This is a genomic window from Pontibacter kalidii (assembly GCF_026278245.1).
Taxonomy (GTDB): Bacteria; Bacteroidota; Bacteroidia; order Cytophagales; family Hymenobacteraceae; genus Pontibacter; species Pontibacter kalidii.
On sequence record NZ_CP111079.1, the window covers coordinates 4143769 to 4166792 of the forward strand.

A 23024-nucleotide genomic window follows, 5' to 3' on the forward strand; every position below is an offset into this window, starting at 1 on the left:
CCGGGTGAGAATGAGTATGGCAAAAGGTATAGAAAGTACGGCTTAAATAAAAGGCATGAACCAGAGCCCACGGCTAAAATACCTGCGGCTGCGGACAGCTGTACACGTTCATAAAGAAAGCCGCTGGTACTGGCCAGCGGCTTCTTAAACGAATAGGCATTTAGGACTGTGGCTGGCGGGTAACCGCCACAATGGATACACGGCGGTTAAGCTGCCGGCCCTCGGGTGTCTTGTTTGTGGCCCGGGGAGCCTGCTCGCCCATTGCGCCTATAGACAGGCGGTTGGCGTCGACGTCACCCTCCTCCTGCAGCCAGTTTTTCACGGCATTGGCGCGCTCCTCGGAGAGCTGCTTGTTATACGCTGCCCCGGCCCGGGCATCGGCGTGTCCGAACACCCGGATTACGGCATTAGGAGGCAGGTTGTTCAGTGCCTTGGCTATCTGCTGCAGCTTCTCCTCCCCCTCGGGCCGGATCTCCGCCTTGTCGGTATCGAACAGCACACGGTCATCCAAAGTATAAATGTTGTACTCGTTTGTGGCGCGCGCTTCTATCTCTGCTTCCTTCATCTCCGCATTACCCGTTTCAGGGGCATCCCAGTCTATGTTAGCCCAGTAGGTCTCTTCCACAGTTATCACCTCGGCACCATCTGCCTCTATCCGCCCACGCTCATCTTCATAAGCAACGGCAGAATCAGCTGTAGCCTCCTCCATGGTGTCTCTGTCAACGCCGCCTTCAGGGCTGTTGCAGGCGCTAAGCAAGCCTATTCCACAAAGCATCACAATCCAGTTCTTTTTCATAGTAAACATTATCATTAATTTGTCCTAAAGCTACGCGTAGCAGGAAGGATAGTTGTGCCCAGCCTCCAGATCTTTTCAGGAATGCAAAAAAGAATTGGGGACAGCGAGAAGTTTGAAAGGGCAAGTATAAAACTCAAGATGCGCTTAACCTGACCCTCCCAGGAGGCAGGGGTGGGGTAAGACTTTCAGTTCATGTATTGATCCCAACTTGAGTTAGAAAGTATACCAGGCCCTAAGGATGGAGGCGACAGCCCGCCTGGCCGTCGTGCAAAAGCAAAGCCCCGGATCCTGGGAAAGGTCCGGGGCTCGTAAAAGCTCAAGAAAAAGATCCTATACTCACTTATCTTTTCACGAAACGCTGTGTCTGCTGCTGCGTGCCGTCAGATACCTTCACAAAGTATACGCCCGGCTGCAGGTGGCTTACCGGCAGCACCAGGTGCTGGCTGGCATTGCTGTACTGCGCTACCTGAAGACCACTGGCGTTCAGCACCGTAACCTGCGCGTTGCCCAGGGTCAGACTTACGCTTACCTCAGTGGCTGCGATGGTTGGGTATACTTTGGCGATGTTGCCGTTCAGCACGTGCTGCATGCCTTTAAACTGCAGGGCCACCAGGTTGGAAGCTTCCTCTGCTCCGCCAAAGTCTACCTGGCGCAAGCGGTAATAGTTGGTTCCTTGTGCCGGGCTGGTGTCGGTGAAAGTATAGCTAACGAGCGTGCTGCTGTTGCCATGGCCCTGTACCTCCCCAATCTTACTGAAGCTTCTGCCGTCCTGGCTGCGCTCCACTATAAACTTCTCATTGTTTATCTCCTGCGCTGTGGCCCAGGTTAAGCTGGCGTTAGCGCCCTGCACGGCACCCTTGAAATACATTAGCTCTACCGGAAGGGGCGCCACCACTTGCTCTTCCTCGCCAACAATCCTTAAATCATCCATTGCATAGAAATCTTCATTGACGGCGTTCACTGTAATTGTCCAGCGCAGGTATACCTTCTCCTGGTTCAGGACATCAGCGGGAAGAAATACAGGGTTGCCTCCATTGATGGGGGCCCATGTATAAAAGCTATTTGTGTTCTGCGTAAAGCTGACACCCTTAGAGGAGTAGTTCACACCATCCAGGCTATACTCCAACACTATTGGATTAGTATTATCGACTTTAGTAGAATTACTGTTCTGCTGCTGCTTCAGGATAGTTTGCGAGTTGTCATTGTGGCGCCAGTGTTGTGTTCTATACTCCTGCCAGGTTACCATCAGGCCTAACATGCCCATCGTAGAGATTGGTTTGCTTAGGGTAAACTGCTTTACGGTACCTGTACTGGAGGCAATCCTTGTTCTGTAGTAGGATCCTCCGGTCGTGCCGTTAGGGTACTTATTGTCTATAGTCCAGGTTGAAGTACTTATATTAGAAGGGGCTGCTGCGAAATTCTGCTCATATACAACTACCTCCTGTGCCTGCGTGGTAAAAGCAAAAAGGAAAAGAGCTGCGGCGAGGGTAAAGATCAATTTCATGGTACTATACTTTGTTTCGTTCGATCATTATAAAGAAAGAAACATGCCAGACCGCAATTCCTTATACTTCGCCTAAACAATACCATATAATATTAGTTATATACCTGCTCACTCCAAGCCTATAACTCCCTGCACCACAAAGCATTACTGTTACAACTTTAAATCAGTATAGGAAATAAAAAATATTCATTCTCTTCCAATATTTGTGCTATTCGAACCAAGATTTTCCCAACAATGGAAAACACCTCATATCCACGCTATTCTATTCCCAAATTAGGAAAAATAGTCAGAGTCAATACGATCTTAAAGGAGCTAAGACAATGCTGCCCCTCCTCGTGAAATACCCTTGTTTCGTGCACCGCAGGAATGACACCTTGGCACTTTTCTTACAGGCCAATGGCCTGATTATAGCCATTTTGACACTCAAATCAACGCACCCAAACCTGAGCGATATAGTGAAGTCTTTGGCACCGCGTTTGCATTGTGGAAGCTATAAGAACTAAGAAGGAGAAAGAGATGAAATTGATAAAGGATAAAGAGTTTTTAAAGAATATCGCCCATCAGATAAACCTGCTGAACACCATCGGCGGAGGCGTAAGTGAGACGTACGTACAGGTAGAGAAGTATAAGAAAGGCGCTGTGATTAATGTCTGGGCCGCCGGCGTAAGCCCGGAATCGTTTAAGGTAGTACTGCACAACAACCGCCTCACCCTGTTCTCGATCCTGCATGACGAAGAGAACCCGGAGATGGCTGCCCCGCTGTTTAACAGGGTGTTCCAGTTGCCCCCGCAGGTAGACCTGGGTCGCATTGAGGCTGTGCACGAGGATGGACAGCTGCAGGTAAGGCTGCCATACTTTGAGGGCACCAACAAGCCCCGCGAAATTGAAATAAAGCAACTCTAAAAGCATAAAAAAGGCTGCCGCAACGGTAGCCTTTTTGTTTTCAGGAGCAGCCTGCCTGCTTACTGTATAAACCGTGCCTTGATGATGGAGGTTAGGAAATCGTGCACCTCCACTGTTTCCTGGTCGTACTCAAAGGTGTTGAACCCATCAGATGTAGTCTGCACCACGCTGCAGCCATTCTCAATCATCATAAAAATCAGCTCGCGCAGGCGGTAAGGGTGGCCGGCAATGTTTAGTACGCACACCATTTCAGCGTTCTCCACCAGCAAAAACATATGCTGCACATGGTTCTCGTCGGCCATAATTCTCTCTTGCGTCTTATCCATACTGTCGTCTTTGGCTATACCCTATAAGTATAAAACGACATAAAAAGTGCCCGTTTTGCCGCATCCACGCCCTAGCAGGGCATTTTCTTTATTTTACCACTACCTGCTCAAGGCTCAGTACAACATGGCTAAAGTATAAACCAGGCCCTGGCTAACGGCGCGGGTGCTCTTTGCGCCAGCCCACCACAAACAGAATGAACCAGACAGGGTAAAATGGAGAAATGACGGAAGCGATATAAGGGTCCACGGCGAAGAACAGCACCAGCTGCAGTAACAGGCTCAGCACGAAGCCATACACGGCAATCTTATAGTATTTGTTTTTGAGGCTCATAGATAAGGTAAACGGGAGAGTGTGTGAAACAACGTAAAGGCAGAGAAGTATACTAGGCAACAAAAAACCCGTCCGGGTTACGGACGGGTGTTCATTAAGCGGAAGGCCTCGGCCCTTGTTATTCCTTTCTCTACAATGATAGGAGGGTCATCCTCCTTCGCCACTACTAACTTAAAATCGTTGTTTTCGTCTTGATAATAGATTACGGTGGTGAGGTCCTCGTAAGCTATGCTGAATATCTTCCTCGCCTCCTCACCAGTGTAAAATTTATATTTATCTAACGTTATATTTCGAATTAACTTCATAGCCCTACATTCTCCTGGTATTTTAACGGTACTTCCCCCGGATTTTGTTTCAAAAAAAATAATAGTACAACTAGATTCTTCAGAAATTCATACACCTGATAAACAGCCGTTTACCTATATATAGCCTCCATTTAGCGCAGAAAGCGCCTAGCTGCCGGTAAACGGCCCCTGAAGTTTCCTATCATTAACAGTACAAAAAACAAGCCATAATACTTTCATACTGCTATACTTCTATATCGGCACTTCACAAAGATCCATTACACCCTCAGTATAAGCCGTTTAACCTGCGCAAGGTGCCGTATCTTGTATCCCCTCACCCGAACCCGGAAGAGTAGCCGCCTCACCTGATGCTGCACCGTAAAGAGTGCCGGGCAGGTGCTTTCGAAGAATCAGAAAAATGCGTAGGTTTAGGTGGATTTTAACTAGCGACCGGGTGCTGCAGCGGCAGGCCAGGAGGTGCTTGCCTTTACGGTAGGCGGGGCGCAGGCAAGCTGTTATACCATAATGCCGGTAGCGTACGTTATCCTTAGTGCCGCACGCAGCTTTTTTACGCCGGAACTTTTAGAACAAGGGATACCATTTTTAAAGCACACACCCATGAGCAGCGGCAAAAACACCTGGCTGAACTGGCTTCTATACTTTGTTGTTTTTGAGCTGGCGGTGTTTTTCGGGCTGCAGTGGCTGCTGTCGGGCATTGGCATGAGCAACCAGCTCCAACCTGAAAACACGATTGTGCCGAACTGGGTAAAGGCGGTTACGTTTATACTTTTATACTTGCTTTGCCTACTGGCTGCCGTGCTGGTGGTGAGCAGCACCGTGCCGGGCAAGCACCGTCCCCAGCTCATGCGTTGGGTATACCTGGCCCTGCTGGGGATGTTTGTGATGCTCTTTTTCCTGTATTAACCTAAAACACCGGATCCTATATTCTTAAGTATGATGACGACAAAGAACCTACTACCGCTGATACTTTGCCTCCTGCTTGGCTATACCGCCTTTGGGCAGGTGGGCACCGGGCAAGGCCGCTACTTTATACAACTGCAGGACGGCCAGGTTTATTATGCCAACAAGCTGCAGTATAAGTCGCCCATCTTCAAATCCAACCACTTCCTGCTCGACGACTCCCTCAAGTTCAACCCGAGCATGGTGAACGTGTTCCAGAGCGAGGATGGCTTTTTTGCGCGCGTGGAGTCTGGCAACAGCTACAACGCCTTCGCCAAGCGACTCACCGACGGCCCCCGCATCGATAAGTTCTACACCACCCGCACCTACTACGATGGCGGCTACGGCTACTCTCCGTACGGGTACGGATATGGTGGCTACGGCATGCCGCGCACCAGCCGCAAGCGCATTTATTTTTTCTCCAAGGATAATGGGCCGCTGTACGTGATGAACTTCGATAACCTGGAGACAGCCCTGGCCGACAACGCCTCCAGTATGGGGCTGCTGCAACGCTACAAGCGCGACAAGCTGATCAATACGGGGGTTTCGATCGTGGGGGTTGGTTTACTAGCGGTGGGTGCCGTTAAGTCCATCAACAGTTCGCAGGAGGTAAACGGCAACACCAACCTGAGAATAAACCCGCTGATGTACGCCGGCGCTGGTGTGCTGGGCGCCCAACTGGTGATAAACCTGTTCCAGAAGGACAAGCTGACGCAGGCCATGGAGGTGTATAACTACCAGCTGCAGCGATAGCAACAGAAGCCGGGGCCCACAGCTCCGGCTTTTTCAGGCCTCCAGCCCCAGCCCTTGCCGCACCTTCTTCGGCAGCTTGCCAGCCACCAACGCATACGACGCCCGCACGCGCTGCTCCCACTCCTGCGGCGCCAGTCGGCTTATATCATCCAGCGCCACCCATTTATACCTGGCCAGGTAAGGCGCGGGACTAAAGCCGGTCCGGCTGCTCATTTCCTCAAACTCCTCTGCGGCCACTTTAAACGAGGCCGAGACCGGGGCCTTATCCAGCCCCACCACCAGAAACATCTTATCGGCCACGCAAAAGCACAGGTCGTGCTCCCATTTTATACTTTCGGTAACGCCGGGCAGCTGCCGGCACAGTTCCTGCAGGTCTTCAATCGTCATAGGTTTGCGCTGTTTATACTTGTGGCTAGCAATTTATACTTTTAGGCGGTATGGTTGAGGTGTTTTTCGTAGATTTGGCCGGAGCACCTTCCATACTTTAACCAGACACCCCTGCCGATGGAAAACTTACTGCTGCTGCATGGCGCCCTGGGCGCTGCCACTATGCTGGAGCCGCTAAAGCAGGCGCTGCAGGATTCTTACCGGGTCCACACGCTGGATTTTTCGGGCCACGGGGGCAAGCCGCTGCCGCAGGAGCCATTCACGATGCAGCTGTTTGTGCAGGATATACTTGATTTCCTGGAACAGCAACAGCTAGACAGCACACATGTCTTCGGATATAGCATGGGCGGCTACGCGGCCCTGAGCCTTGCCCTCCAACACCCGCAGCGCATCCGCAGCATTTACACGCTGGCCACCAAGTTTGCCTGGTCGGCGGAGGCGGCGGAGCAGGAGACAAAGCTGCTGAACCCGGAGAGGGTGGAGGAGAAGGTGCCGGCCTTTGCCGCCACACTTGCCCGGCGCCACGCCCCGCAGGACTGGAAGCACGTAATGCGCCAAACGGCGGGTATGATGCGCTGGCTCGGCCAAAGCCCCATCCTTACCCCCGACACTCTGCCCCAGCTGCAGCTACCCGTTCAGGTAGCCGTCGGCGACCGCGACAACATGGTGACGGTGGAGGAGACGCTGTGGGCCTGCAGGCTGCTGCCAAACGCGCGCCTGCAGGTGCTGCCCAACACCCGCCATCCGCTCGAAACGCTTCCGGTGCAGGATTTAAGCCACTGCATCAGGCAATTCATCGGTCAGGTTGGCCGTTAAACCATCAGTTACAGCTTAATTTATGTTTCCTTTTTTACCCGCATCACCCATTTCCATACTTTCCAGAGCCGCTAAGAGTACGCTGGCTGCCGCCGCAGTGGCTATTTGCCTCAGCTCCTGCGCCACCACCGCCCCCAGCTTCGGGGAGAAAGGCTATACCGAGGAAGGAAAAGCCTCCTACTATGGCCGCAAGTTTCAGGGCCGTAAAATGGCGAACGGCGAGCGCTACAAACGCAGTAAGCTAACTGCCGCGCACAGAAAGCTTCCCTTCGGCACCCAGGTAGAGGTAACGAACCTGCAAAACAACAAATCGGTGAGGGTGGAGATTACCGACCGTGGCCCCTTTGTCCGTGGTCGCATCGTGGATTTGTCGGAGGCTGCGGCAAAGCGCGTGGGCATGGTCAAGAGGGGCGTGGTGCCCGTTCGGCTGGAGGTTGTAAGGCCAATCAAAGGCAAATAAACAGGACCTGCCTCGCTTATTTTAAATTCCACGGCTTCAACAACATACGTTCACCCTATATTATCGGATTTTCTCTAAATCACCAGCACCAGTTCTTGGCTTTTATCTATTTTATGTATAAATTTGTGCATGACTAAAACTTGGGGAAAAATGCGTGATGTATTGCCGATGGTAGCTATCCTGCTGCTGTGCATGATTCTTATGCCCACTACCCAAGCCTACGCAGAAGCCAACAACGATACTTCCGCCCCTGCCCAGCAGGTTTCGCAGGATGCGGCGGCCCGCCAGGCAGTTACTGCGAAGGACACCGACACCACTCCCGATAAGGCAAAGCCGAAGGTGGCCTCCACTAAACCCCGCGAGCGGTCGGTTCTGGATGCCGAGGTTCTGGAGAGCCCGTTAGCTTACTTCCGTGATGCTTTTTCCTCAGAAGGAGAAGAGTCTGACACAGCCGCAGGCTCTAACGCCGTAGTGGTTACCTTAAAGGCCCTTATTGCCACCCTGCTTTCTACGGTTATTTAACTCCACTTTTCTAGCTTATACCTGCCTTAGCTCATAACAGGCTAGGGCTACTTTGCTGTATACTTTGGCCTTGCTATCTACTGGCGCGGCTCTGATTCACTTATCCATCTATACTTACTAACAGCTCCTGCTCCTCCGTTTTTAGGCCCGTAGGCATCATCCCTACCATTGAAACGCCCGGGACAAGAGATGGGTAAGCCTATAGCACCGCTCCGGCTTGGTGCGGCAACTGCCAGCAACAGCTCTTCGGCGCAGCAAGTATAAACCGCTGCGTTTGCTTGCCCTTTGCTCCGGAATACTCTGATTTATACCATTATTGGGTGTGCTGTACGCAACCACGTAGCTTCTTCTCCTCAACTCACCCCTAGCCTCTACGAGGCGGAATTATTCCAGCTCCTGCTGTTGCAAAAGTACTAATCCGCGTTCTGCAGGACCGGGCCCAACCACCCCTGCCCCTCCTTGGCTTTTTCGAGGGCCCCTACCCCCAGGAGGGGAGCCTGAAATTGCTTTAAGGTATAAGTTTCATAGCTACTGGTATCGCGCGGACAGGTCGCGACCTGTCCCTACAAGCATGAAACCCACCCCTGGCCCCTCCGAGGAGGGGAATTTCACCTCATCCCAGCCCTCTCCTTTTCTCGAGGTCCCCTACTCCAAAACAGGAGAGGGAGTTTCTGCTCTACCTGGTCCAACCACCCCTACCCCTCCTTAGCCAAGGAGGGGAGCTCTGTTCAAGCTTCGTCAGCCGTGGATGAACAGCGGCTAGCAAGGATAGCTTGTGTCAGGTTGCGGGAAGCAAGGGCTAAGAGAGGCACAAGCGGACGCTTGCGCCAGAGAAGTATAAAGTCTAGCTCAAGTATAAAGTACAGCATACGAGGATGAGGGAGTCCGAATAAGCCGTACCTACGAATGGCAAGTCCGAAAGAGCGGGAAAGTATAAAGCAAGTTAAAGCTTCTGCAGCCTGCCCACAAGACACCCCGAAACAAGTCCAGGATCCCAAACTTACAGGATGACAGAAGCCATAGAACTGGCCCTGCCTTCAAAGGGGGCTAGGGATACATTAACTTGGGAGCAGAAGGAAAATATTTATACTTTGCTTTAAACCTTTGCCTTAGCCCACAGTCTATTTCCTTGAGAAGACTATTACACTTTGTGCAGCAGAGATGCTGCATGTGTTTTGAGGTGAGTTTGGCCGGGTTTCTACCCCGGCCATTCTTTTTATGGCCTACTCCCGCCTACACAAAATCGCTCAGCAGGGCCAGCACAAGCCCTAGCAGCGTGGCAACCAGTTTGTTTCGGTTAAAATGATGGTCGGGGCTTGTCTCGAAGAGGATGGTGGTGGAGATGTGCAGGAAGTTGCCGGCCACCAGCCCCGTCAGCGCCGTAAAGAGCAGCCCATCAGGGGCCGCCTCCGACAGCACCGTGTTGCTTACAATAATGCCCAGCGGTGAGCCCACCGCGAAGATTAGCAACCACAGAAAAGCTTTCCTGAAGTTCTCCAGCCGCGACATCAGCACCGACATCAGCGCAAAAGCGGCCGGTATGTGGTGCAGCGCAATGCCCAGCAGCACCACGTAGAAGTTATCAGACCCGTGTGCGTGGCCACCGCCGTGCCCATGCGCGTGCCCCTGCTCCACAAGTATACTCCCCTCCAGAAAAGAGTGCACAAACAAAGAGCCCAGCAGCAGGAACGGCATGGAACCGACACGCCCCTGATGGTGATGGATATGCCCATGCTCCACGCCATGCGAAAACAGCTCCAGCACCAGCTGCAGGAAAAAGCCCGTCAGCACCCAGTAACCCACACGGTAAGGGCTGGCATGGCTGTTCAGCAGCACATCGGGGAGCAGGTGGATGATGGTGATGGTGAACAGGTAAGACCCGCTAAAGGCCAAAGCCATTTTCAGCCACTTGGTTTTGTTAGGCGGGAAAACCTTCACCAAAAAGCCAGAGAGCACTACCGTAAAGAAAAGCGCAAGTATAGCTATGATCATGCAGGGCCGTTATTTTTTTAGCACAAATATCATCCGGTCGCTGGAGGCCTGATGGTACGGGTTCAGCGCGTAATCGCCGAAGGTATCGACCAGGCGCAGTTGCGTCATGCCGAAGTACTCCAGGAAATCCTCCTCCCGTAGCGCCCGCACCCGCTCCACAAAGCTGTGCTCCTTACCATCGCTACGGAAGCGGATGCTTTTCACGATAAAGCCATTCTCTACGCCACGCGTTATCTTAAAGTTTATTCCCTGCACCTGCTTCTCCTCCTCGGCCACCAACTCGTCGATTACCTTATCGGTGTTCATGAAGTCGATCACCAGCTTGCCGCCATGCTTCAGGCTCTCGGCAGTGGCACGGAGGGCTACCACGTTCTCGGTCTCGTTGTCGAAGTACCCGAAGCTGGTGAACAGGTTCAGGATGAAGTCGAAATAGCCGGGCCTGTACACTTCGCGCATGTCGTGACGCTCAAAGTGCAGCTGCTCACCCTCGTATTTTTTGGCGTAGCTTATGCTTCGCTCCGAGAGATCAATGCCAGTTACATCATAGCCTTTCTGGCTTAGGTAGCGCGAGTAGCGGCCCTTTCCGCAGGCCAGGTCCAGTATCCTGTCGTTCGGCTTGGGGTGCAGGTGAGCCAGCAGCCTGTCCATAAAATGCTGCGCCTCCTGCATATCGCGGTGCTGGTAAAGGATGTGGTAGTACGGCGAGTCGAACCAGGTACTAAACCACGATGCTGCGTCCTGTTGTGCTGCCATGGAAGGGGGCTAAAAGCAATAGTGTTGCAAATATAGAGGAAATAATCTTAACCCCGGTAGAAGGGCAAGCTAAATCCCATGGGGATAAAAAAAGCCTGCCGCTGCTGTTACATCAGCAGCGGCAGGCTTTGCTCTGTGGCAGAACTACTCTTTTGTAGCGCCCGCTTCAGTATTGGTCTTTACCGCTTCGATAACACTATCGCCCGGCTGAAGGGTGTTACCGCCAAGGTCACTGTCGGGCATTACCTGTTCGTGATCTTCATTGCCCTGCACAGCGCCAGCTGTAGCCTCCATAGTGCCGGCATCAGACACATTGAAAGTCTTGCGCGTTCCCGGCTCTACAAAGTCTGTAGATACTTTCTCATTAGGCCTCAGATCTGATGGCGTACCGCAGGAAGCCATAAACAAACCGCATGCGGCGGCAAAGAGTGCTGTTACGTTCTTATTCATTTTTGTACGTTTTTATACTTTCCCTTTAAAGGATTTGCCAGCAACGGGGCCAGCAAAGCCTTAATTGTTAAAATTTTACGATAAAAAACCCAAACCGGGTTGTGGTACTGCTAAGCTATCAGGCTTTTGCGGCGCAGGTAGCTCTCCATCAGCTTCAGGTCGTTGGGGCTGTTAAAGATGCGGAACGGCATGAAGATGAACACCGGCACCTGGAAGGTGCGGGCCAGCCAGCCTTTCCAACCGCCAGGCAGCTGCTCCTTTGTCGGGGGCTGCAGCCACAGCATGTAGCCCTGTTCTTTCTTCTGCGCGCGCCCGATCATGTCCCAGGTCAGGGCCATGCCCTCGCGCTCGTTACGCTTGAGCAGGATTTGCCGCTGGTCTACCTCATAGGTCAGTTTCTCGAACAGCGGGCTTCCCTGCTCCACCTGCGTTACGCTCATCACCTGCGCGGAGCGCAGCAGCACGAACAGCAGCGTTACGATAATGGCCCCGGCCACCCACCACCATGAAAAGCTGAACACAGCCGGCAGCAGGAACAGCGCCAGCGGAATAAGCGCCTGCCACCAGCTTTTGCTCCACACCTGGCCCAGGGCCATGCGGGTATAATCGTTCTTGTCTAGCTGGTACTTCTTGGTACGGATAGCGAGCGGGTTTGCCCCCTGCGCCATCCGGCGACCTCTTTGGTTTGGTTGCTGCATAAATAGTATAAGTATAAAATCTCTGTCTTCTTCTTTCCCAGCCCCTCCGGCCAGGCCTGCAGAGCGAGTATCAAGTATAAAACCCCTCTGTTACAAAGGGCAACGCGTCTTTAAAAAGCCTTCAGGCTCAGGTCTATGCTTCTGTTGGAGTGCGTCAGCGCGCCTACCGAGATAAAGTCCACGCCGCACTCGGCCACGGCACGAATGGTTTCCTCCGTAATACCGCCTGACGCCTCTACCTCATACCTGCCCCCGATCATGGCCACCGCCTCACGCATCATATCGGTGCTCATGTTGTCGAGCATGATGCGGTGGATGCCGCCTGTCTCCAGCGCCTCCTGTACTTCCTGCAGGTTGCGTGTCTCTACCTCTATCTTCAGGCGCCTGCCTTTCTCCTGCAGGTATCGCTGGGTGGCGGTGATCGCCTCGCGCACGCCGCCGGCATAATCCACGTGGTTATCCTTCAGCATCACCATGTCGTACAGTCCGAAGCGGTGGTTGTGGCCCCCGCCTATCACCACGGCCCATTTCTCCATGATCCGGAAGTTGGGCGTGGTTTTGCGGGTGTCCAGCAGCTTGGCGCCGGTCCCCTCTATGAGGCTCGCCATATGGTTGGTATACGTGGCAATGCCGCTCATGCGCTGCATGCAGTTTAGCACCAGGCGCTCGGCGGTGAGGATACTCTGGGCCTTGCCCTGCACGGTAAAGGCCACGTCACCCTGCTTCATCCGGTCGCCGTCGCGCATCAGCACATCCAACTGCAGGCCAGGGTCCACGGCGTTGAAGATATAGCCGGCCAGCTCTACGCCAGCCAGCACACCATCGCCCTTCACCAGCAGGCGCGCCCGGTTCTGCACATCGGCAGGAATGGCCGCCAGCGAGGAGTGGTCTCCATCGCCTACGTCCTCGGCCAGCGCCGCGGCGATAAACGCCTTTATACTTTCTTCGGTCAGGTATGTCGGTTTCACGGTGCAAAAATAAAAAAAGGCCCGGTATAAACCCGGGCCTTTGTAAAAATCTCAGTAGTATTGTCTTAATCTTTTATAAAGTTCATCGAATGGATGAGGTATTTCCCTCCCGAGGACTTCATCCGGATCAGCACTGTATAGGAACCACCCTTGGAAGCATAGGTACCGATGGCGTACAACTGGCCCTTGTCGGAGGTGCCGTTGTGGTTCACGCTAAAGTCCACGGGGGCGTTCTTGGAAAAGAAGTTCTTCATCACGAACTCCGCCTGCGTGCTGCTGTAGCTGGTCGCCTCAGCCCCGTCCAGCGTAATCTCCACCATGCTGCCAAAATTCCTGGAAAGGTCTTTGGCCGAACCGGCCCTCATCGCCTGCTTCACGTTGTTCATCGCATCGCCCTGCGCCACAGCCGGACCTGCCGTCAGTAAAACGGCCACTAGTAACATCGAGAAGGCAACTGCAAAGTGTTTAAAGTTTTTCATAAATGCTGTTTGTAATACTTGCTCTCTCATGAGCCAAAACTATGCCAAGTAATGGAGGAGATTCCGCGTCTCTAATATAACACGATTATACTGATAAAGAAAGCACCCACACCTGGCCGCACGTATACTTTTATAGCTGCCAGGCTGAGCACTAGCCCCCTGCGCGCCGCAGCGGCGGCCCAATTAGCGCCTGCAGCTTCAAAGATTATAGTTATATTTGCGGCATGGATAAGAAGGTACTCTTAGTGATTTTAGACGGGTGGGGCATTGCCACCGACCTGGCGGCTTCGGCCATTCATAAAGCCAACACTCCTTTCATCGATGCGATCTTCGAGAAATACCCCACCACCACGCTGCAGGCCTCGGGCGAGGCCGTTGGCCTGCCGGAGGGGCAGATGGGCAATTCGGAGGTAGGACACATGAACATAGGCGCAGGCCGCGTGGTGTACCAGGACCTGGTGCGCATCAATAAAGCCATTGCCGAGCGGAAGCTGGCGGCCATGCCGGCACTGGCCAACGCTTTCTCCTATGCCAAAGAAAACAAGCGGCCTGTCCACCTCATCGGGCTTGTGTCTGATGGCGGCGTGCACTCGCACATAGACCACCTGAAGGCCCTCTGCACGGTGGCTTACGACCAGGAATTGCACGATGTATACATCCATGCCTTTACCGACGGCCGCGACACCGACCCGAAGGGCGGTGTAAAGTATATCAACGAGCTGGAGGAGCACCTGGAGAACACCACCGGCACCATCGCTTCCATTGTGGGCCGCTATTACGCCATGGACCGCGACAACCGCTGGGAGCGCGTAAAGCTGGCCTACGACCTGATGGTGAAAGGAGAGGGCGAGCCATCGCAGAACCTGATTAAGTCCATGCTCGACTCCTATAATGCCGGCGTAACGGATGAGTTCATCAAGCCGATCGTGAAGGTGAACGACCGCCAGGAACCCATCGCCACCATTAAGAACGGTGACGTGGTAATCTGCTTCAACTTCCGCACCGACCGCGGCCGCGAGATTACCCAGGCCCTGACGCAGCGAGACTTCCCCGAGCAGGACATGCACAAACTGGACCTGCGCTACGTGATGATGACCAACTACGACGACAGCTTCCTGAACACCGAGGCCATCTTCGAGAAGGACAATCTGAACAACACGCTGGGAGAGGTGCTGGCCAAGGCCGGCAAAAAGCAAATCCGCATTGCGGAAACAGAGAAGTACCCGCACGTAACGTTCTTCTTCTCGGGAGGGCGCGAGACACAGTTTGAGGGCGAAAGCCGCCTGATGTGCCCCTCGCCCAAGGTAGCTACCTATGACCTGATGCCCGAGATGAGCGCCTATGATATACGCGACGCCATTGTGCCGGAACTGGAGAAGAAAAGCGCCGACTTTATCTGCCTGAATTTCGCTAACCCGGACATGGTAGGCCACACCGGTGTGTTTGAGGCCGCCGTAAAAGCCTGCGAGGTAGTGGACGAGTGCGCCGCCAAGGTTATCACCACGGCCCTGGAAAATGGCTACGACACCATCGTGATCGCCGACCACGGCAACGCGGATATGATGATTAACCCGGACGGTACGCCCAATACGGCCCACACCACCAACCTGGTGCCGTGCGTGCTGGTGAGCGATGATTTTAAAGGCATGCTGCACCCGGGCAAGCTGGGTGATATCGCCCCCACTATTCTGGAGCTAATGCACCTGCAGCAGCCGGAGGAAATGACCGGCGAATCTTTGATAAACCACTAACCCTACCGCTGTGGCCAAGTATAAACCTCTCTTGTGGATGGGCCTTTTACTGGCCACTGTTGCCTGTGAACGGCCTGCCCCGCCTGCTACTGACGAGGCTGGGCAGGCCGCTTTTAACCTGACGACCTACCTGCACGAGCAGCGGCAGAAGCTGGAGGCGAAACAGCCCATGGTGCTGAAATCCGTGGCTGCGCAGGGCCGGGAGCCGGAGGTGGTGGAGACGCCAGAGATTGACTGGGAGGATGAGCTGGCCATTTTTGAGCAGGCTGACCTGAGCCGCCCCTCGCTGCAGGAGTTTTATACCCGGCGGGAGCAGGTGCTGGAGGATGGCGCTGTGGCCATAGAGTTCATAAAGCTAGAGGATGCCGCCACCCTGGTGCACTACCTGCGCCTGGTTATGACGCCCGACGGAAAGCTAAAACAACTTAGCGCGCGCCTGCAGGACAAGAACATCATCTTTTTCTCGAACCGTGCCATAGAGCTCAGCACCGATCCCAGAACCGGCGACATCTCCAGCTACCAGGTAGAGGGCGTGCAGAAAATGATCTTCGGGGATACGCTGCGCTACGAGGTAAAGGCGAACCTCTAGCGGGTGCTCATAAAAGCTTTTCCCTTTCCTGAATTTCCTTATCTTGCATAGCTACAGGCACATGGGATGCCCGTAAACCTGCTAACCCTTTACCTCATGCGTACGCTTGCCCTTTCGGCTGTTCTTTGCCTTGGCCTGGCCTTTCCCGGCCTGGCCCAGCAGCTAATGGGCAACCGCAGCTGCGCCACCAACACATACGTGGAGGCCATGCAGGCACAGCATCCGTCGCTGGGGCAGGAGCAGCAGCGGGTGCAGCAGGCCGTGCAGCAGAAACTACAGCAGCAGCGGCAGTGGCAAAACCTGCGCGTCGCCACCACCATCACCATCCCGGTGGTGTTTCACGTGCTTTACAGCGATGAGGCCGAGAACATTTCGGACGAGCAGATTCTCTCGCAGCTGGAGGTGCTGAACGCTGACTTCAGGAGGCGCAACGCGGATGCCGGGAACACCCCCGCCCACTTTGCGCCCTACGCCGCCGACACCCGCATCGAGTTTTGCCTGGCCATCATTGACCCCAACGGCGACCCAACCACCGGCATCACCCGCACCCAAACCTACCGCACCGAGTTCGATTATGCCTATGACTACATCAAGAAAGCGGAGAATGGCGGCACGAACGCCTGGGACACCAACCGCTACCTGAATATCTGGGTAGGGAACGTAAAAGACAAAGTATTGGGCTATGCCTCCATGCCTGGCACCACTTTGCCCCGCCTGGATGGGGTGGTGCTGCATTATACAGCCGTGGGTGCCGCACCTGCCAACAAGTTCGGCTCGGAGTATAACCTGGGCCGTACCGCCACCCATGAGGTGGGCCATTGGCTCGGGCTGAGCCACATCTGGGGAGACGACGATGCCAGTTGCTCCGACTCCGACGGCATCAGCGACACTCCTAACCAGAAGTACTACACCACTGACTGCGAAGGCGGTATTCGGATATCCTGCGACAACGGCCCCTATGGTGACATGTACCAGAACTACATGGATTATAGCTTTGATGCCTGCATGAATCTGTTCACCCACGGCCAGGCCGCTTACATGAACGCCGTCATCAGCACCAGCCGCAGCGGCCTGCTGTCCTCACTGGCCTGCTCCGCCTCCATCCGCTCCGATTTCGGGATGGTCCGGGAGGCCGACAGCCTGGTGGTGGCCGGGGAAAGCATACAGTTTGCCGCGGCATCGGAAGGCGTTCGGGCAACAGAATGGCTTTGGGAGTTTGAGGGGGGCGTGCCGACCACCTCCACGCAGGAAAATCCGGTGGTTACTTACCCTCGCCCCGGGAAGTATAGCGTGAAGCTGACGGTGCGCAACGGCAGCACCAGCGATACGGAAGTGAAGGAGGGTTTCGTGCACGTAACCGTAAGCGACCTGACGGTATTCCCGAACCCAACTTCTGATTATCTATATATAGAGCAGCCCGCGCGCATACGTGTGCGGCACGTGGAGCTTATCAACAGCTTGGGCAAGACCGTGCTCACCGCCGAGACCCGCCACCGCACTCTGCAACTGGATGTGCAGCACCTGCCATCCGGCGTATACTTCCTTCGCCTTACCAGCACCAACGGCACCGAGATCAGGCGGATCAGCATCGTAAGGTAGGAGTTAGTTATTAGCTGTTCGTTATTGGTTATTAGATGTCAGGTAAAGAGATTTAAAGTATGGCTCTACATCTCGCTCGCTTTCCTAATACCTAATACCCCTTTCATGGTGCAAGTCTTCAGACTTGTATCCTACAATGGCGTCGGGTTTGCAACCCGACTGGCTCGGAGAGCCATACTTATACTTGGGCTATACTTTCCTAGCTTCCGCTTCCCGCAACTTGACACAAGCTATTCTTGTTAGCTGCTGCTGATCCACGACTATACAACCAACTTGTTTCATAGTACACTTTCTGCTCTCCAGCCCGAGAGGGCTCGTCCTCGGGCATCGCGCTGTCTATTGAAGCTGCTCCTCGCTGCCGCTCCGGGCTGCTGAGCAAGCTCAGCACTGCATCAATAGAAGGCGCTCAACCCAAGGACTGGGAACAGAATCGATAGCCACAGCTGACAGAGCTTGAACCGAGCTTCCTCCCCTGTTTTTAGGGGAGGGATGGGGTAGTCCCCTTCGAAAGGGGCAGGGGGATGACAATCGCCTGCTGATAATTCCCCTCCTCGGAGGGGCCAGGGGTGGGTTTATACTTGTAGGAACAGGCACGACCTGTCCGCAACTTCAGCGATGTCACTAGTATAAGTATGAGAAGTATAAGTGGTTTTATACTTTGTCATTTGGCAAATAATCTTTCGTCCAAAACCCCTGATAGCCTTCCCGGGTAGGGGTTTGGTAATCGCAGCTTGGTTTTTTAGTTGTTATTTACTGGTTGTTTGGGGAATACCTCAAAGTATAAAAGGCGCATCCCAGTGCACCATTATACTTGTTCAACAGTCTAATAACCGATAACTAACAACCAATAACTAATCTCCCTGCAGCGTTACCACCACCGTACGCTTGGAGGCGTGGTCGCGGTGCTCGCAGAGGTAGATGCCCTGCCAGGTGCCCAGGTTAAACTGCCCGTCGCGGATGGGTATGGTAACGGATGTACCGAGCATGGCAGCCTTCAGGTGAGCCGGCATGTCATCGGAGCCCTCCAGCGTATGGCGGTAGTAAGGCTGGTTCTCGGGCACCATATGGTTAAAGTGGCGCTCGAAATCCTGCCGCACGGTGGGGTCAGCGTTCTCGTTTATGGTCAGGCTGGCGGAGGTGTGCTTGATGAAGATGTGTGCCAAGCCAACGTTTATACCTTCAAGTTCAGGCAGCTGCGCCTCCAGCAAGTCTGTTATCAAATGAAATCCGCGCTTAACGGCCGGAAGCCTTATCTCTTTCTGAAACCACATAAAGTATAATTTTGAATGAGTGGATGTGTGAATGAGTGCATGATCTTTTTAAGGGATCAAGACAGACTCTTTATCTGGTTAAAGCCTGTATGCGCAAGTATAAGTATAGCCACAGAATTTATAGCAACTTTTATTCACACATTCACTCAACCACTCATTCAGCATTGATTTTAATCTATCGTACGTTCATACGCGCCTGCGTCGGGTTGGGTACTGCTGCGGGTGGCGCCTTTTATGTCCTGACGTATGGCTGGCAGTACTTTGGCTGCGCCGCTGGCAGGGGAGAGGGTATCGAGGCTGAAATCATACTTGGGAGGCGCCTTAAACTTTGGCTCGGTGTTCAGAATATTGTTTTCGGAGAATTGTGCTTTATGCCTTTCGGTGCGTAGCAGGTTGCTGGTTACCTCCGTGGCGGCGGTGGCCGGCTCTACCACTACCTCATCCGAGGTGCTGTAGCCATCCGAGTACACAATCGAGTTCACCAGCCGCAGCGAAGTAGGCTGGTCCACAATCTCCGTTTCAGGTATAAAATCGACTACGGCCAGCAGCGGCGTTTCGCGCTGCAACGGGTTCTGGTAGCTGGCAATGGTAGTATAGAGCAACTCATACTTGCCGCCGCCCAAGCCCCCGAAGCCATACTGCCCGCAATTATAGATGAGCGTATTCACCAGCCGCACCTCCGAGGTAAAGGCCACCACGCCACCGAGCATGGCATGCGCCACGATGCTTCCCTCTATCAACGTGCCTGCCTTTCCCGGATTGTCTATGCGCACGCCGTAGACAGTGTTCTTCACATCCGCATACTTTATACTACTGCCCCCGCTGGTTGCCAGAATCCGGATGCCTTCCCACTGGCCAGGCGCTGTGCGGTAATCCTCTTCGCGGCGGTAACCGCTAAAGCTCACCCGCTCCTGCGGCGTACCCTGCACCTGCAACTGCCCCGCCACCAGCAGTACCGATTTGTTGTAGCCGTAAATGCGGGCTCCTTTCTCGATGGTGAGGATGCCCCCCTCAGGCACCAGCACCGAATCCAGCAGCACGTGTGGTTTATCGGCGGGCCAGGTGGTGGTGCCAATGCTGCCTTTGCGGTGAAAGTAGGCGTTTTGGCCGTAGGCCACCAGCTTCACGTTTTGCTGCTGCCCATTGGTGGTAAAAAGGATGGAGTCTGCCGCCAGGAAAGGCTGGTTCTGGTCTGAGGGGTTGATGTTGGCCTTTACGAGCACGTACAGGCTGTCGCCGCCGCGCAGCTCGAGGTTGTTTGCCAGCGGCGCCTGCACACCATTAATCGTGAGCTGGTAAGGAGAGGAAGCGGCACCTGCCAATGTGATCTCGCTGATGCGCACGGCCTTCTCGTTACGGTTGTACACTTTCAGGCGCTTGGTGATGCTGCCACGGCTCACGAAAACGGTATCAAACAGTACGGTGTCTGCCGAGAAAGCCAGCAGCGCCCCAGGGTCGGTGGTAATCACCTCCTCCTTGGGCTCACAGCCGAACACCGACAGCAGCAGGAACAGGGGCAGTATCGTGAGCAGGAACTTCAAGTATAGTTATTCGTTGTTAGTTGTTCGTTATTGGAAAGTATGGATATGCATGAAGTAGGTTACGTAACAATTTAACCTTGCAACAATTTAGCAATTAAAAAGAAAAAGGATGCAGCGCCGCCATAATGCTGCACTACATCCCTTTCATTTATTTTTTAGCGCCTGTTGCTTATTCCGCTGTGGCGCCTTCTTTCAGTCTTTCTGCGTTCTCGGCAATACGAAGCTCCTCTACAAAGTCGTCAATGCCGCCGTCCATCACGTTGGGCAGGTTATACACGGTGTAGCCGATGCGGTGATCGGTTACGCGGCCCTGCGGGTAGTTGTAGGTACGGATCTTGTCGGAGCGGTCGCCGCCGCCTACCATGCTCTTGCGCTGGGCACCCTCGGCCTCGTTCTTCTTGGCCAGCTCCACTTCAAAGATACGCGAGCGGAGTACTGCCAGCGCCTTATCGTAGTTCTTGAGCTGTGATTTCTGGTCCTGGCACTGGGCCACGATACCCGTTGGGATGTGCGTCAGGCGCACGGCAGAGTACGTGGTGTTTACCGACTGACCACCCGGGCCGGAAGAACAGAAAAGGTCTTTGCGGATGTCGTTCATGTCGATCTCCACGTCGAACTCCTCGGCCTCCGGCAGCACCACTACCGACGCCACGGAAGTATGGATACGGCCCTGCGTTTCGGTGGCCGGCACGCGCTGCACGCGGTGTACTCCCGACTCAAACTTCAGCTTGCCGTACACGTCCTCCCCGGATATGCCTACGATAATCTCTTTGTACCCTCCGGAGGTGCCTTCGGTAGCATCCATCAGCTCCATTTTCCAGCCATGCTTCTCCGCGAAGCGGCTGTACATGCGGTACAGGTCGCCGGCAAAGATGGAGGCCTCGTCGCCGCCCGCCCCGGCACGGATCTCCATAATGATGTCCTTGCTGTCGTTCGGGTCTTTAGGGATCAGCAGCTCCTTCAGGGTGTCCTCCATGGCTTCGCGCTGCGGCAGCAGCTCGTCCAGTTCCTCCTTGGCCATCTCCCTGAAATCCTCGTCCTTCTCCGTAGCTATCACCTGCTTGGCGTTGTCGATGTTGCTCAGGATGTTCAGGTACTTCTTATATTCAACGACGATCTTGTCGAGGTCTTTATACTCTTTGTTCAGCGCCTTAAATTTCTTCATGTCGCTGGCCACATCCGGCTGGATAAGCAACTGGCTTACCTCTTCAAAACGCTGATTGATGGCTTCTAACTTATCTAACATCGTGCTTTCCTGGTTTTAGGCTGCAAAGATACAAAATTGGGCTATAGGTTTTATTATCCTCCTTAACCGCTTTAAGTATAATTTTGTCGCCTTAATTTATTCTAAGCTATAACTTTAAAGCTGCGGGTATAGTTTCAGGAGAGAGGGGAGGATGCGCCGGAAATTACGATATAGACCATATCTATAAAGGGATAAATTAAATCTATCTAAACTATTGCCTTACTTCCGACTGAAACATTTACTTTTGACTTTGGTTATATAGGGATAGAACGAATTTACGTAAATCACAAAAAGAAGAAATATGGCTGTTATAGTAGCAACTGACAACGATTTTAACGAAGTACTGAACGCAAACCAGAAAGTGGTGGTGAAATACTATGCCGACTGGTGTGGCAGCTGCCGCCTGTTCTCGCCTAAGTTCAAGCGTTTGTCCGACGACGAGGCTTTTGCCAACGTGGCTTTCGTGGATGTGAACGCCGAGACCAGCCCGGAGGCGCGCAAATTGGCTAACGTAACGAACCTGCCAACTTTCGCCATCTTCAAAAACGGCCAGCTGGTAGATTCCGTGGCTGCCAGCAAAGAGGAAGCCGTTCGTGAACTGATCCATAAACTAGACGCCTAAGCATACTATGAAGATACCTGCTATAAAGAAACTGGTTGAGAATTATAACCTGGACGAGTTAATGGCCGCAGAGGCCGCTATTGTGGATGAACAGCAGCCTGCCATTGAGGTGGGGGGCGACGACGAGGGCGAGCAGCTGACGCACGTGCTGGCCGCCGTCTGGATACTGAATGACATGGAAGACAATGGTACCGACTTTAAAACCGCCCTGCGTTCCTATACGCAGAAGGTGCGTGTTTCCATCAGCTAAAAGCTACCTGAAATATCCTATAAAGCGCTGCGGCCAACGTAAAATACGTTGGCCGCAGCGCTTTATACGTTGTAGAGCCTATCCCTTGTAAAGTAAAGGTTTCCTAAATGTTGCTCTTCGAGAAGTAGTCTTCTGCCAGCTTGCTGCCTTTGTCGGTGCAGAGGCCGCGCACATAGTATAGGTAGATGCTCCGGAAAACCTCGCCCATCTCGTAGCGGTCTGGCGGGAAAACGTGCGGGTTAATGATGAGGTTAAACTGCTCCAGGATGATCTTGGTAACCAGCTGCAGGTTGATGTCCTTCCGGAAATAGCCCTGCACCACTCCTTTGTTTATCACTCCGAAATTCAGGTCGTGGTTATAGGTGTTGAGGTGGTCCAGGCACAACTGCCATACCTGCGGATAAAACTGTTGCATGTCATAGATATAGACCGGGCTGATTGCCTGCAGTTCCCTGATGCCGTGCAGCAGCAGCAGGATAATCTCCTCCACCGGGTTTCTGGCACTCTGCAGCAGCTCCTGGTCGCGCTGCTCCCCCAGGTACAAATCGTGTTGCACCACCTGCCGCACCATGTCGGCTTTGCTGGAGAACAAGGCGTTGTAGTCGCTCTGCTGTATTCCCAACCGCTCCATTAGCTCCTCTTCCGTATGGCGCTCTATCCCCTCACTCTTGAATACCTGAAGTAGCTGACCTAAAATTATTTCTGGTAAAACCATGTATGTAAAAATACCTTATCCCGCAGCAACAGCATAGCCTGCTTTCTGATGACCTTTT

General features: G+C 53.5%; 27 protein-coding genes. 11 read left to right on the forward strand and 16 right to left on the reverse strand.

The features are described 5' to 3' along the window. Window positions 1-160: 160 nt before the first annotated feature. Window positions 161-796 carry an OmpA family protein gene (locus OH144_RS17345; RefSeq protein ID WP_266203536.1) on the reverse strand — a complete coding sequence of 212 codons (636 nt, stop codon included), beginning with the start codon at window positions 794-796 and terminating at the stop codon, window positions 161-163. A gap of 340 nt (window positions 797-1136) precedes the next feature. Beyond that, complete coding sequence (locus OH144_RS17350; protein ID WP_266203537.1) at window positions 1137-2300, reverse strand: T9SS type A sorting domain-containing protein; 1164 nt, start codon at window positions 2298-2300, stop codon at window positions 1137-1139. A 516-nt stretch (window positions 2301-2816) separates the two neighbouring features. Here OH144_RS17350 and OH144_RS17355 point away from each other — a divergent pair. Further along, entirely contained in the window at window positions 2817-3203 is a 387-nt protein-coding gene (locus OH144_RS17355) for an Hsp20/alpha crystallin family protein (protein WP_266203538.1), read from the forward strand. Window positions 3204-3262: 59 nt separating this feature from the next. Here OH144_RS17355 and OH144_RS17360 read toward each other — a convergent pair whose 3' ends face one another. From OH144_RS17360 to OH144_RS17370, 3 genes are all read right to left on the reverse strand, one after another. Then, window positions 3263-3529 carry a hypothetical protein gene (locus OH144_RS17360; RefSeq protein WP_266203539.1) on the reverse strand — a complete coding sequence of 89 codons (267 nt, stop codon included), beginning with the start codon at window positions 3527-3529 and terminating at the stop codon, window positions 3263-3265. A 151-nt stretch (window positions 3530-3680) separates the two neighbouring features. Beyond that, complete coding sequence (locus OH144_RS17365; protein WP_266203540.1) at window positions 3681-3860, reverse strand: hypothetical protein; 180 nt, start codon at window positions 3858-3860, stop codon at window positions 3681-3683. Window positions 3861-3937: 77 nt separating this feature from the next. Next, complete coding sequence (locus tag OH144_RS17370) at window positions 3938-4165, reverse strand: hypothetical protein (protein WP_266203541.1); 228 nt, start codon at window positions 4163-4165, stop codon at window positions 3938-3940. A 597-nt stretch (window positions 4166-4762) separates the two neighbouring features. Between OH144_RS17370 and OH144_RS17375 the strand changes: the two genes are divergently transcribed. Further along, entirely contained in the window at window positions 4763-5068 is a 306-nt protein-coding gene (locus OH144_RS17375) for a hypothetical protein (protein ID WP_266203542.1), read from the forward strand. Window positions 5069-5098: 30 nt separating this feature from the next. Continuing rightward, on the forward strand, window positions 5099-5857 hold the full coding sequence (locus OH144_RS17380) for a hypothetical protein (protein WP_266203543.1): 759 nt from the start codon (window positions 5099-5101) through the stop codon (window positions 5855-5857). A gap of 33 nt (window positions 5858-5890) precedes the next feature. Here the strand turns inward: OH144_RS17380 and OH144_RS17385 are convergent, their stop codons facing one another. After that, the gene (locus tag OH144_RS17385) at window positions 5891-6244 is read right to left on the reverse strand and encodes an MmcQ/YjbR family DNA-binding protein (protein ID WP_266203544.1); all 354 of its coding nucleotides are present in this window, start codon (window positions 6242-6244) and stop codon (window positions 5891-5893) included. A 117-nt stretch (window positions 6245-6361) separates the two neighbouring features. Between OH144_RS17385 and OH144_RS17390 the strand changes: the two genes are divergently transcribed. The 3 genes from OH144_RS17390 (at window position 6362) to OH144_RS17400 (ending at window position 8042) form a co-directional block, all read left to right on the forward strand. Then, window positions 6362-7060, forward strand: coding sequence for an alpha/beta fold hydrolase (locus OH144_RS17390; protein ID WP_266203545.1), 699 nt, complete (start codon window positions 6362-6364; stop codon window positions 7058-7060). Between the two features lie 22 nt (window positions 7061-7082). Next, the gene (locus OH144_RS17395) at window positions 7083-7520 is read left to right on the forward strand and encodes a septal ring lytic transglycosylase RlpA family protein (protein WP_266203546.1); all 438 of its coding nucleotides are present in this window, start codon (window positions 7083-7085) and stop codon (window positions 7518-7520) included. 150 nt (window positions 7521-7670) lie between these two features. After that, entirely contained in the window at window positions 7671-8042 is a 372-nt protein-coding gene (locus OH144_RS17400) for a hypothetical protein (protein WP_266203547.1), read from the forward strand. A 1233-nt stretch (window positions 8043-9275) separates the two neighbouring features. Here the strand turns inward: OH144_RS17400 and OH144_RS17405 are convergent. The 6 genes from OH144_RS17405 to OH144_RS17430 all read right to left on the reverse strand — a co-directional run bounded on the left by OH144_RS17405 (window position 9276) and on the right by OH144_RS17430 (window position 13382). Continuing rightward, on the reverse strand, window positions 9276-10034 hold the full coding sequence (locus OH144_RS17405; RefSeq protein WP_266203548.1) for a ZIP family metal transporter: 759 nt from the start codon (window positions 10032-10034) through the stop codon (window positions 9276-9278). 9 nt (window positions 10035-10043) lie between these two features. Continuing rightward, window positions 10044-10787 carry a class I SAM-dependent methyltransferase gene (locus OH144_RS17410; protein ID WP_266203549.1) on the reverse strand — a complete coding sequence of 248 codons (744 nt, stop codon included), beginning with the start codon at window positions 10785-10787 and terminating at the stop codon, window positions 10044-10046. Between the two features lie 144 nt (window positions 10788-10931). Next, window positions 10932-11237: a hypothetical protein gene (locus tag OH144_RS17415; RefSeq protein ID WP_266203550.1), complete on the reverse strand. Its 306-nt coding sequence runs from the start codon at window positions 11235-11237 to the stop codon at window positions 10932-10934. A gap of 110 nt (window positions 11238-11347) precedes the next feature. Further along, entirely contained in the window at window positions 11348-11935 is a 588-nt protein-coding gene (locus tag OH144_RS17420; RefSeq protein WP_266203551.1) for a hypothetical protein, read from the reverse strand. 110 nt (window positions 11936-12045) lie between these two features. Continuing rightward, the gene (gene nadC / locus OH144_RS17425; RefSeq protein ID WP_266203552.1) at window positions 12046-12903 is read right to left on the reverse strand and encodes a carboxylating nicotinate-nucleotide diphosphorylase; all 858 of its coding nucleotides are present in this window, start codon (window positions 12901-12903) and stop codon (window positions 12046-12048) included. A 65-nt stretch (window positions 12904-12968) separates the two neighbouring features. After that, entirely contained in the window at window positions 12969-13382 is a 414-nt protein-coding gene (locus OH144_RS17430; RefSeq protein ID WP_266203553.1) for a DUF4783 domain-containing protein, read from the reverse strand. Window positions 13383-13606: 224 nt separating this feature from the next. On the opposite strand from OH144_RS17430, the gene gpmI reads away from it, so the two are divergent. From gpmI to OH144_RS17445, 3 genes are all read left to right on the forward strand, one after another. After that, the gene (gpmI, locus tag OH144_RS17435) at window positions 13607-15133 is read left to right on the forward strand and encodes a 2,3-bisphosphoglycerate-independent phosphoglycerate mutase (RefSeq protein WP_266203554.1); all 1527 of its coding nucleotides are present in this window, start codon (window positions 13607-13609) and stop codon (window positions 15131-15133) included. A gap of 37 nt (window positions 15134-15170) precedes the next feature. Further along, window positions 15171-15722: a hypothetical protein gene (locus OH144_RS17440; protein WP_266203555.1), complete on the forward strand. Its 552-nt coding sequence runs from the start codon at window positions 15171-15173 to the stop codon at window positions 15720-15722. A 96-nt stretch (window positions 15723-15818) separates the two neighbouring features. Next, window positions 15819-17321 carry a M43 family zinc metalloprotease gene (locus OH144_RS17445; protein WP_266203556.1) on the forward strand — a complete coding sequence of 501 codons (1503 nt, stop codon included), beginning with the start codon at window positions 15819-15821 and terminating at the stop codon, window positions 17319-17321. Between the two features lie 851 nt (window positions 17322-18172). On the opposite strand, the gene OH144_RS17450 is transcribed toward OH144_RS17445, so the two are convergent. From OH144_RS17450 to prfA, 3 genes are all read right to left on the reverse strand, one after another. After that, window positions 18173-18592, reverse strand: coding sequence for a secondary thiamine-phosphate synthase enzyme YjbQ (locus tag OH144_RS17450; RefSeq protein ID WP_266203557.1), 420 nt, complete (start codon window positions 18590-18592; stop codon window positions 18173-18175). A 170-nt stretch (window positions 18593-18762) separates the two neighbouring features. After that, window positions 18763-20133, reverse strand: coding sequence for a hypothetical protein (locus tag OH144_RS17455; RefSeq protein ID WP_266203558.1), 1371 nt, complete (start codon window positions 20131-20133; stop codon window positions 18763-18765). 169 nt (window positions 20134-20302) lie between these two features. Continuing rightward, entirely contained in the window at window positions 20303-21379 is a 1077-nt protein-coding gene (gene prfA, locus OH144_RS17460) for a peptide chain release factor 1 (protein WP_266203559.1), read from the reverse strand. Between the two features lie 301 nt (window positions 21380-21680). Between prfA and OH144_RS17465 the strand changes: the two genes are divergently transcribed. Together OH144_RS17465 and OH144_RS17470 are read left to right on the forward strand one after the other, a co-directional pair. Continuing rightward, window positions 21681-22001, forward strand: coding sequence for a thioredoxin family protein (locus OH144_RS17465; protein WP_266203560.1), 321 nt, complete (start codon window positions 21681-21683; stop codon window positions 21999-22001). A gap of 7 nt (window positions 22002-22008) precedes the next feature. Then, window positions 22009-22251, forward strand: coding sequence for a DUF6952 family protein (locus OH144_RS17470; protein WP_266203561.1), 243 nt, complete (start codon window positions 22009-22011; stop codon window positions 22249-22251). 103 nt (window positions 22252-22354) lie between these two features. Here the strand turns inward: OH144_RS17470 and OH144_RS17475 are convergent, their stop codons facing one another. Beyond that, window positions 22355-22966, reverse strand: a complete 612-nt coding sequence (locus OH144_RS17475; protein ID WP_266203562.1) for a TetR/AcrR family transcriptional regulator — start codon at window positions 22964-22966, stop codon at window positions 22355-22357. Between the last annotated feature and the right edge of the window lie 58 nt (window positions 22967-23024).